Annotated in this window: 4 protein-coding genes; 1 reads left to right on the top strand and 3 read right to left on the bottom strand. The window is 69.9% G+C overall.

What is annotated here, in order from left to right; translation table 11 throughout:
- The 3 genes from AB0C20_RS35270 to AB0C20_RS35260 form a co-directional block, all read right to left on the bottom strand.
- A partial coding sequence (locus AB0C20_RS35270) for a beta-ketoacyl synthase N-terminal-like domain-containing protein (protein ID WP_357569634.1) occupies window positions 1-912 on the bottom strand: 912 nt, incomplete at its 3' end.
- On the bottom strand, window positions 909-2,171 hold the full coding sequence (locus AB0C20_RS35265) for a beta-ketoacyl-[acyl-carrier-protein] synthase family protein (RefSeq protein WP_091394937.1): 1,263 nt from the start codon (window positions 2,169-2,171) through the stop codon (window positions 909-911). The genes AB0C20_RS35265 and AB0C20_RS35270, both read right to left, overlap by 4 nt.
- An 81-nt stretch (window positions 2,172-2,252) precedes the next feature.
- Complete coding sequence (locus AB0C20_RS35260; protein WP_196920881.1) at window positions 2,253-3,062, bottom strand: AfsR/SARP family transcriptional regulator; 810 nt, start codon at window positions 3,060-3,062, stop codon at window positions 2,253-2,255.
- A gap of 211 nt (window positions 3,063-3,273) precedes the next feature.
- Here AB0C20_RS35260 and metK point away from each other — a divergent pair, with 211 nt between their 5' ends.
- Entirely contained in the window at window positions 3,274-4,461 is a 1,188-nt protein-coding gene (metK, locus tag AB0C20_RS35255; protein ID WP_091394940.1) for a methionine adenosyltransferase, read from the top strand.
- Window positions 4,462-4,550 lie beyond the last annotated feature (89 nt).

The following is a 4,550-nucleotide window of genomic DNA, read 5'->3' as shown; positions in this document are numbered from 1 at the left end:
CAGCAGCTTGACCACCGACTGCTCGTCGTCGCGGGCGGTGGCGATGATGATCGGAACGTCGGTGATGCCGCGCAGCATCCGCAGCGCGTCCGAGCGCAGACCCGGCGGGCGGCCGGAGCCGGGCCGGGGGTCGAACGTCGCGCCGTATCCGGCGATCACCCCGTAGACGGCGGCACCGCGCCGGGCAGCGGCGTGTTCGTCCTCCAACACGAGGATCGCGCCGCCTTCGCCCGGCACGTAACCCGACGCGTTGGTGTCGAACGGCAGGTACGCCGTGGCCGGATCGCGCCCCGTGCTGAGCAGGCCGTTGGCGAGCTGGGCCGTCCAGCCCCACGGGCAGAGCGACGCGTCGACACCGCCGGTCATCACGAGTTGTACGCCCTTGCGCACCTGGCGTCGGGCCTGCGCAACCGCGTCGAGCCCACCCGCCTGCTCGGTGACGAGCACCCCGGTCGGCCCACGCATCCCGTGGCGGATCGAGATCTGGCCGGTGTTGACAGCGTAGAACCAGGCGAACGACTGGTAGGCGCTGACGTGCTCGGACCCCTTGCTCCAGAGCTTCTCCAGCTCACGATGGCCGAACTCGAAGCCGCCGGACGCGCTGGCCGTGACGACACCCATGCCGAACTCGGGCAACGCCGACGGGTCGACCGACGCATCGGCGAGCGCCCACTGCGCCGCCGTCAACGACAGCCGGGTCATGTGGTCGGTCTGCGCCATCAGCCGGCTCGGGATGTGATCGGCCGCCTCGTACCCGGGAACCTCGCCGGCCAACTGGGCGGGGTATCCCGAGCTGTCGAAACGGCTGATCGGCCCGATGCCACCCACCCCGGCGACGGTGGCCGCCCAGAAGGCGTCGCGGCCCAACCCGTTGGGCGCGGCCACCCCTACCCCGGTGACGACAGTGGTCATGCCACACGCGCCAGGAGCATCGCGCTCTGGAAGCCGCCGAACCCGCTGCCCACGCTCAACACCACGTCGGTCTGCTGTTCGCGGGCGGTGAGCGGCACGTAGTCGAGGTCGCACTCCGGGTCGCGTTCGTGCAGGTTGGCCGTCGGCGGCACCGCCCCGTGCTTGATCGCCAGGGCCGACGCCGCGATCTCGATCGAGCCGATGGCACCGAGCGAGTGGCCGATCATCGACTTGATCGAACTGACCGGGGTGCGGTACGCGTGGTCGCCGAGGCTCCGCTTGAACGCCGCCGTCTCGTGCCTGTCGTTCTGCTTCGTACCCGAGCCGTGCGCGTTGATGTAGTCGACGGCGTCGCCGGGCAGCCGGGCGTCGGCGAGCGCGACCCGGATCGCCTCGGCCATCTCCCGCCCGTCGGGCCGCAGGCCGGTCATGTGGAAGGCGTTGGAGCGCGAGGCGAACCCGACCAGCTCGGCGTAGATCTGCGCACCGCGCCGGCGGGCGTGCTCGAGCTCTTCGAGGACGAACATCGCCGAACCCTCGCCGAGAACGAACCCGTCGCGACTGTTGTCGAACGGCCGCGAGGCGTGCGTCGGGTCGTCGTTGCGGGCCGTGGTCGCCTTGATCGCGTCGAAGCAGGCCACAGTGATCGGCGAGATCGGGGCGTCGGTCGCGCCGGCGATCATCACGTCGGCCGAGCCCTCCCGGATCAGCTCCCGGGCGTGGCCGACCGAGTCGAGGCCCGACGTGCAGCCGGTGGAGACCACGGTCGCCGGACCTTCCGCCCCGACCGACCACGCCACCTCGCGGGCGAACGAACTCGGCACCAGATAGTCGTAGAGGTGCGGGGTGGCGTACCGGTGGTCGGTCAGCCATTTCCGACCGCCGTCGCTGACCACGACGTATTCCTCTTCGAGGCTCATCGTGGCCCCGACCGCAGTGCCGACGCTCACGCCGACCCGGGTCGGGTCGGCGACCTCGAAGCCGCTGTCGGCCAGCGCCTCCCTGGTGCAGACCACTGCCATCTGGGCCGCCCGGTCCATCCGGCGGACCTCCTGCGGCGACAGGCCCTCGGCCACCGGGTCGAAATCGGCCTCCGCGGCCACCCGCGACCGGAAGGGGGTGGCGTCGAAGAACGACAGGGTACGGGTGGCCGTGCGGCCAGCGGTCAACAGTTCCCAGAACGCCTTGGTGCCCAGTCCACCGGGGGCGATGACGCCAATCCCGGTGATGACCACCCGACGGTCGGATGTGCTCGTCATGGAAGACCTCCTGGCCGCGATATCCGTGTGAAAGCTAGGGACGGCCGGTCGAACGGCGCTGGAGCGTCGGTCGAGGGCCTGTCACGAGGCCCTGGCGAGCCCTGGGCGCAGTGGCCCGCCGGCGGCCAACACCTCCCGCTGGAGCCGCTGGAGGTCAGGCGAAGGGTCCAGGCCCAACTCCTCACTGAGCACCCGGCGCAGGTGGTGGTACGCCTGCAACGCCTCGCCACGGCGCCCGGAGCGGCTGAGCGCCACGATGAGCTGGCGGTGGAACCACTCGTTGAGCGGGTACGTGCCGACGAGATAGCGCAGCTCGCCGATCAACTCGCGGTGGCGGCCGAGCGTGATGTCGGCCTGGATGCGTAGTTCCAACGCGCGGATCCACTGCTCCTGGAGGTGGATCGCGTGTGCCTCCAACGCCGGCCCGAACGTCACGTTGGCGCCCACCGGCCCCGTCCACATGGCCAGCGCCCGCCGCAGCACCTCGGCGCCCTCCTCGGGCCGGTCCGACTCGATGTGCGAGCGACCCTGGTCGAGCATCGTCTCGAACACCTCGGCGTCGAGCTGGCCCGGCTCCACCCTGAGCAGGTAGCCGCGGGCACGGCTTTCCAGCACGGTCCGGTCCGGGGTCTCTATGCCCTCCTTCGCGAAGAGCTTGCGCAGGTGGTAGATGTAGGTCTGCACTGTGGTGACGGCGCTGCGCGCCGGATCGTCACCCCACAGCTCCCGGATTATCGAGTCGACCAGGACGACCCGATTGGCCCGCATCACCAGCAGCGCCAACACGGTCCGCACCTTCGGCGGCGTCGGCGTACAGATCCGGCCCTCGTGGATCACTTCCAGCGACCCGAGGATCTCGTACCTGACCACAGTGGTCCCCCCATTCCCCATAGCACTCGTCGAGACGTTCTCAAGCTATGGATGAGCGGGGCGTGTCGGAACGACCGCAGGTAGCGACATCGCGGGTTCTTCCGAGGATCGATGCGTGTCGAAAGTTGTACGGCGCGTACCCCTTTGATCGCTCGATGCTTCCTCCAGGCAAGCTCCACCAGCGGCGGGAAGACTCGCCGGGCCCCCACGCCCCTCGGGTTAGGAGTCACACATGTCGCGCCGCCTCTTCACCTCCGAGTCGGTCACCGAAGGTCATCCCGACAAGATCGCCGATCAGATCAGCGACGGGATCCTCGACGCGTTACTGGCCCAGGACCCGCACAGCCGGGTCGCCGTCGAAAGCCTGATCACCACCGGCCAGGTCCACGTCGCCGGCGAGGTCACCACGCAGGCCTACGCCGACATCCCACGCATCGTGCGGGAAACGGTCCTGGGCATCGGGTACGACTCGTCGAAGAAGGGCTTCGACGGCGCCTCCTGCGGCGTCAGCATCTCGATCGGTGCCCAGTCGCCCGACATCGCGCAGGGCGTCGACACGGCGATCGAGCTGCGCGACGGTTCGTCAGGCGGTGGGCTCGACGCCCAGGGTGCCGGTGACCAGGGCATGATGTTCGGCTTCGCCTGCTCGGAGACGCCGGAGCTGATGCCGCTGCCGATCGCGCTGGCCCACCGGCTGGCCCGCCGTCTGGCCGCCGTCCGCAAGGACGGCACGGTGCCCTACCTGCGGCCGGACGGCAAGACCCAGGTCACCGTCGAGTACGACGGCCTACGCCCGGTCCGGCTCGACACCGTAGTGGTCTCCACGCAGCACGCCGCCCACATCTCCCTCGACGAACTGCTCGCCCCCGACATCCGGGACCACGTGATCACGCCGGAGTTGGAGGCGCTCGACCTCGACACCGAGGGTTACCGGCTGTTGGTCAACCCGACGGGTCGGTTCGAGATCGGTGGCCCGATGGGCGACGCCGGCCTGACCGGACGGAAGATCATCGTCGACACCTACGGCGGGTACGCCCGACACGGTGGTGGCGCGTTCTCGGGCAAGGATCCGTCGAAGGTCGACCGCTCGGCGGCGTACGCGATGCGGTGGGTGGCGAAGAACGTGGTCGCCGCCGGCCTGGCCGAGCGGTGTGAGGCGCAGGTGGCCTACGCGATCGGCAAGGCCCACCCGGTGAGCCTCTTCGTGGAGACGTTCGGCACGGAGACGGTGCCGCTCGACCGGATCGAGAAGGCGATCGGTGAGGTCTTCGACCTGCGCCCGGCGGCGATCATCCGCGACCTGGACCTCCTGCGTCCGATCTACCAGCAGACGGCCGCCTACGGCCACTTCGGCCGTGAACTCCCGGACCTGACCTGGGAGCGCACGGACCGCGCCGCCGACCTCAAGGCCGCGTGTTGAGGAACGTCGCCGGTCGTTGAGGAACGTCGCCGGTCGCTAGAACGGCGGGCGGCGCGGGCGTGGCACCAACCGGTCGTGTGGCAGCGTCA

It is taken from the genome of Micromonospora sp. NPDC048843 (genome assembly GCF_040649965.1).
GTDB classification, from domain to species: Bacteria; Actinomycetota; Actinomycetes; order Mycobacteriales; family Micromonosporaceae; genus Micromonospora; species Micromonospora hortensis.
Note: the sequence above shows the minus strand (reverse complement) of the source record. Positions and strands in the feature narration are given on the sequence as shown.